The sequence below is a fragment of the Bacteroides sp. Phil13 genome, assembly GCF_001940965.1.
In the GTDB taxonomy this organism is placed as follows: domain Bacteria; phylum Bacteroidota; class Bacteroidia; order Bacteroidales; family Bacteroidaceae; genus Bacteroides; species Bacteroides intestinalis.
Map to the genome: position 1 here is coordinate 1 of NZ_MSHA01000059.1, position 5,424 is coordinate 5,424.

A 5,424-nucleotide genomic window follows, 5' to 3' on the forward strand; every position below is an offset into this window, starting at 1 on the left:
CTCATCTCCCACCAAATAGCCTTTTTATGGCCATTATTCCTTGAATGTTAACGGATTTAACGAGATTTTATTACCTATGAAGTAACGGTTTTAAATAAGTGAGGTTTTACAAATGAATTTTTATTATTCTTTATTTTTATAAATTTAAAGTTTTTTTATTATGAACAAAAAATTTCTAAGTGCAATCCTGTTTGGAGCTTTGATGATAGGTTCTACAGGAACGTTCACGTCTTGTAAGGACTACGATGACGACATCAAGGACTTGCAGGGGCAGATTGATGCCAACAAGACTGCAATTGACCAAATCAATGCTTTGATCAATAGCGGTTCTGTTATTACAGGCGTTGATAAAACAGACAAAGGGGTTACTGTTACTCTGAGTAATGGCAACAAATTTGAATTGACTAATGGTACTAATGGTAATAAGGGAGAGGATGGAAAACCTGGCTCTGTTGTCACTATTGGTGAAAATGGCAACTGGTTCATCGACAATGTTGACACTGGCAAACCATCTAGAGGAGCATCAGGTTCTGCCGGAACTAGCGCTTCTACCATTTACTATGTTCCAGGAACATCAGGCGATGAAAAAGGGGTTTGGGTAAAGGTTACAGTAGCAGCCGATGGTACCGAAACAAGAGAGGCTACAAGCAATACTTGGTTACCTGCAGGTACTATAACTGCTGTTGCTGATGACAATACTATTACATTGTTCAATGTGAGTGGTGTAGATGGCGGTAAAGTTGTACTGGCAAGAAGCAATAGTTTCTTGAGCTCCTTGAGCTACATGACAACTAATATCAATGAAGATTTGGGTAAAGTTGCATTCTTCCCTGTTATTGGTTATGACTACGCTTCTTGGGAAAACAGTCCTATTTATGAGCATAATTCAAGCAAGAAAGATACAAAGGAAGATGCTAAATACATTACGATGTATGAAGGTTGGTTGAACATGAACTATAAGGTTAATCCTGCCACTATATCAAAAGATGCATTTACTGTTCTAGGATTCGATCATGGAAAGGCCTATACAACCAGAGCTATTGCTCAAGAGTTAACTATTGGCACATGGGGGCTGAATGATGGTACCTTGTCTGTTCCTATCAAAGGTTTGCAGATGATGCACTATGGCAACCTCTTTGATGATCCATTGGTGAAGAATGGTGGTAAGGGTATTGAGCAAAAAGATAAGTTCGGAAACCAAGTTGATGAATTGGCTCTTCAGGTAAAGAATAGCAAGGAAAGTGCAGCTGCTGACGGTGTTGTTACTTCTGAGTACATCACAATGAAGCGTATGGTAGTTGAACAGGAAGATGTTATGATTGGTCTAAATAAAGATATCAATTTGGACAAAGCCGTGACATTAAACCGCGACTTACACCGTATGTATCAGCTTGCTTGGAGTGCAGATAAGAAGAATACTTATAAGGCGGATCTTGCTGTGAATATCAACGTTCCTTTCGATGGTATTACAGATTTGAGCGAATATCTTGAAGAATATGCTATCCGTATTCATACTAATACTGGATATGATAAAGGTAAAGGCATCAATGAACTTGATGGCAAGAATTCTGAGTGGCAAGCTACTTTGACAGAACTTGGATTTGACAAGCTTTCTTTGGAATATGCTATCGAACCTTATACAAAAGCTCAGGTAGACCAGAGTGAAGGTGCGGAAATATACGACAAAGAAGAAGTGATGAAGTATCTCGTATTGGACGGAAGCAAAATTTCATTCCATAAGGAAAATACAGCTTCTATTGGTCGTGAACCGATGATCAAGGTTTCATTATATGCAGGTGAAGGTGATAACAAATTATTGGTTATGACTAAGTTGCTGAAATTGAAAGTTGTTCGTAATATCCAGCAAGATAAGTTACCAATAGCACTGGATCATTTAAAAGATCAGATACTACCGTGTCAGCCATTTGATGGGGAAAATACTTTGGGTGGATATATTGATATGGATAAGGTATTCAATGCTTTGAACATGAGTAAGGAACAGTTTGTTAATACTTATATTCGTTTAGCTACTGACTGGTGGAATTATCAACGAGGAACACTCGTTATTAAGAAAGATGGCAAAATTCTTGATGCAGATCATGCTAATGCTGTTTATATGAATATTCAAAACGTAGAATGGTATGAAGATGGTACATACCAAAACAACAGATTGCCACTGTATATTAAACCTTATGCATTACCGGGTTTATATACCGTAGAAATCACATACGAAACTAAGTCTACTGAAGCTGCTTACAAACAGGTTGTCATTACAGATGAATTTAGGATTGATTATCCTGAAACTTCATTGACTTACAATCCTAATATGTGGAACGGCACTGAAAACATGCTGGTTTACGGTCATGCAACGAACAATAGTGACTATGACAACCCGCTTGTAATGGAAGGTTACCTTGAAAATGGCTTCACTAAGTACACTGGTTCTTCTTGTCCGAAAGCTACTTCTACGTTGCATTTCGAAATTATCACAGATAATAGTACAGAAGGTCAATACAATAAGGCAAACTTCTATGCTGATGGTGCTTGGCGCGTAACAATCGCAGAAGTAACTGATGGTACAGGTGCTGTTAAGCATCAGATAAAATTGGATGATACATGGGATGCTACAGCCGGTAAATATGGTAACTTCAAGTATGCTAAGATGGTAAACAAGAACATTAAGGTTAGAGCTTACTCTATCTTCAATGGTATTCTTGACTGCCCGAACCATGATGCAACTACTCCTGTTTGTGGTACAGCGAAAGCACACAAAGCAGGCTGTGTAAACAATGCTACGAATAGCGCAATCTTTGATGTTAAGTTCGTTAATCCGGTTGCATTTGCTGATTACACTAACGACAAGTGGTATCTGATTGACAAAGCTCCGTCAACGACTGAATACGGTTATCAAGTTCCGTTGTACAGACTGTTTAGAATATATGATACTCACAAGTCTACAACTAACGGTATCATTTGGGAACCGACTCAGCAACAAGGCTGGTGGGAACAAGGTTCAAACAAGGATAAAGTTGGTGTAGGTCTGCGTACTTTGCACGGATTGAAGATCACTTACGTTGTTGACATCGCCAAGAATAAAGTATTGGCTGACGACGGTGTATTGACCAATGTACGTGTTGATGGTCTGTCTTTGCAGAATGGTAAGGTAGAGAGTGAAGGTCCTGGTATCCTTACTTGGGTTAACTCCGGTGATGCAGTTATCAGTGCACAACCAATCGTTGTTACCATTAAAGCTTACTATGGTTGGGCTCCTACGGATTATACTGAACACAATGTTACAGTACAGGTTTATCCGGCAGACAAGGAACGTCCGGCAACATTGCCGACTCCGGGTATTGTAACGGATGGAACAAAGTATTAATAACATACTGATTCTTTAAGAGTGGAAGAGGGTGTTCAAAACACACCCTCTTCTTATAAACAACATAACTACTCTGTGAAGAATAGTCCTTTTTTCACCATCGTGAAAAGTAAAATGTTGTTGTGTGAGGCTGTACCCAGTGGGAGACAGTCTCACTCTTTTTTATATAGATAATCGGAAGTGGATATATATTCGTTTATAATGGAATAGAATATAGGAACACTCGTTTTTTATTTCAAGCGTATAGTATATCTTTACTATCATAATTCCTGCTATTTAGATCGTTTTGAAATCAAACCTTCGGAAAATATACTTTATAATTGAATGTCGATTTTGCGGAGGAGATAAAGAGAAAGGATTGTGAAAGCGAACTTGTCATATACTCGGACGGAAAGAATTTATATTGGGGACAAGAAGGCAAGAAAGTGGAAGATAGCCCTTATTAGCAGGGTACTGTCATCATTCTTAAATTACGCTCTGACATCTGTATAGACCCAGATAAAGTAGTAGATTACATATCAAATAAATACTATCTTTGCAATATGAAAACGACAGTATTCAAATTTAGATCATTCGGTGAAAACCTTGGAGCCCGGGTTTTGGGTGAAAAGGTTCGTCAGGACTTGATAGCAACTATCGAATCCTCTGAGTGTGTGATTTTAGACTTTGAAGGAGTGAATGTTGTTTCCAATTCATTTGCAGATGAATGTATCGCAAAACTGATCCCTATTTTAGGGTTTAATAAGTTGAAGCAAAAAACTACTTTTAGAAATATAAATGACTTTGCACGAAAAAATGTTCTGATAGCCCTTCGACGGAGATTGTCCATAATATGTTCAGAATAACTTAATATAGGAAGAGGTGGTATTTTATGAATATCGCCTCTTTTTTCTTTTCCCCAAGCAAACCATTTTTAGGACTTTTCTATAAAGATACAACATGACGTGAGAGAACTTAAAAGCCATGTAATAAAACCAGATGAAGCAGAAAAGACACAGATGTATTGCTGTGACTGGAGGAAGGAATCTTGCCTTACTGTCAATTTACCTATTTTGCGTGAATGTTAAACACAATGCAATATTGAAAAAAGTATCTTGTTTTCCTTGCATACATGTAACTTATAAATTACCTTTGCTCTATGAAAGTTAGAGAAGTAGTAACATATAAAGGCTATTTTGATGAGTTTTTCAAGCAACAACCGCAAAAGGTTCGTGATAAAATCATCAAAGTATTAGATATTATCGAGCAGATAGACCGAATACCCTTGACATACCTAAAATACATTGAGGGGACTAATGGGTTATTTGAGGTTCGCGTACAGCTTGGCAATAATATATTTCGTATCTTTTGTTTCTTCGATGGTAACAAGTTGGTAGTTCTATTAAGTGGCTTTCAAAAAAAGACCCAAAAGACACCCTCCGAAGAAATAAAAAGAGCTGAACGCCTGATGACTGATTATTACGAAGAAAAAGGAAAGGAGACATTCAAATGAATACAAAGACATTAGATCAGATTAAAGATGAATATTACGGTGAAGTCGGGATGCCGGAACGGGATCGGCTCGAACGAGAACTTGTGGCTTTGCGCATCGGTTTCAAAATACGAAGTGCCAGAGAGAAGTTGGATTTGACACAGGCGGAACTTGCAAGTCGTATTGACAAGAAACGAACATTCATATCAAAAGTCGAAAATGATGGAGAGAATATTACTCTCAAAACATTGTTTGATATTGTAGAGCGTGGACTTGGTGGTAAACTTAACATTGAGGTTCAGCTATAATATTTTAATTTTAAAAAGGTAACGCTTCCACTAACAATGGGAGCGTTCCTTTTTTGTTTAGACATTTCCCTTGCTTTTCTCGCATTCGTATTTTCGCTTTTCTTCTTGGGGATGAAACCTTGTAGGCTTAAAATGCAAGATTGCTTAAATGGGCTGAAATCCACCTAACTCTAAATGCCATTTTCCCTTCTCTATAAAGAGCAGAATTTCATATTCATGCTCATTTTATATATATTGCACGATGAAATTATATAAATTATTTAGGA

Annotated in this window: 4 protein-coding genes; all 4 read left to right on the plus strand. The window is 37.6% G+C overall.

Annotation, left to right across the window (positions count from 1 at the left end; genetic code table 11):
- Window positions 1–160 precede the first annotated feature (160 nt).
- The 4 genes from BWI44_RS11500 (at window position 161) to BWI44_RS11515 (ending at window position 5,158) form a co-directional block, all read left to right on the plus strand.
- A complete protein-coding gene (locus BWI44_RS11500) occupies window positions 161–3,379 on the plus strand; it encodes a PL29 family lyase N-terminal domain-containing protein (protein WP_007667020.1) in 3,219 nt (1,072 codons plus the stop codon).
- A 542-nt stretch (window positions 3,380–3,921) separates the two neighbouring features.
- Window positions 3,922–4,224: an STAS-like domain-containing protein gene (locus BWI44_RS11505; RefSeq protein WP_007667026.1), complete on the plus strand. Its 303-nt coding sequence runs from the start codon at window positions 3,922–3,924 to the stop codon at window positions 4,222–4,224.
- A 293-nt stretch (window positions 4,225–4,517) separates the two neighbouring features.
- Window positions 4,518–4,871: a type II toxin-antitoxin system RelE/ParE family toxin gene (locus tag BWI44_RS11510; protein WP_007667031.1), complete on the plus strand. Its 354-nt coding sequence runs from the start codon at window positions 4,518–4,520 to the stop codon at window positions 4,869–4,871.
- Window positions 4,868–5,158 carry a helix-turn-helix domain-containing protein gene (locus tag BWI44_RS11515; RefSeq protein WP_007667035.1) on the plus strand — a complete coding sequence of 97 codons (291 nt, stop codon included), beginning with the start codon at window positions 4,868–4,870 and terminating at the stop codon, window positions 5,156–5,158. Before BWI44_RS11510 ends, BWI44_RS11515 begins: the two co-directional genes overlap by 4 nt.
- The last annotated feature ends 266 nt before the right edge of the window (window positions 5,159–5,424 follow it).

What these genes read in the sequence shown, in the direction of transcription:
- BWI44_RS11500 (WP_007667020.1), top strand. Translation starts at nt 161, where the DNA reads ATGAACAAAAAATTTCTAAGTGCAATCCTGTTTGGAGCTTTGATGATA.
- BWI44_RS11505 (WP_007667026.1), top strand. Translation starts at nt 3,922, where the DNA reads ATGAAAACGACAGTATTCAAATTTAGATCATTCGGTGAAAACCTTGGA.
- BWI44_RS11510 (WP_007667031.1), top strand. Translation starts at nt 4,518, where the DNA reads ATGAAAGTTAGAGAAGTAGTAACATATAAAGGCTATTTTGATGAGTTT.
- BWI44_RS11515 (WP_007667035.1), top strand. Translation starts at nt 4,868, where the DNA reads ATGAATACAAAGACATTAGATCAGATTAAAGATGAATATTACGGTGAA.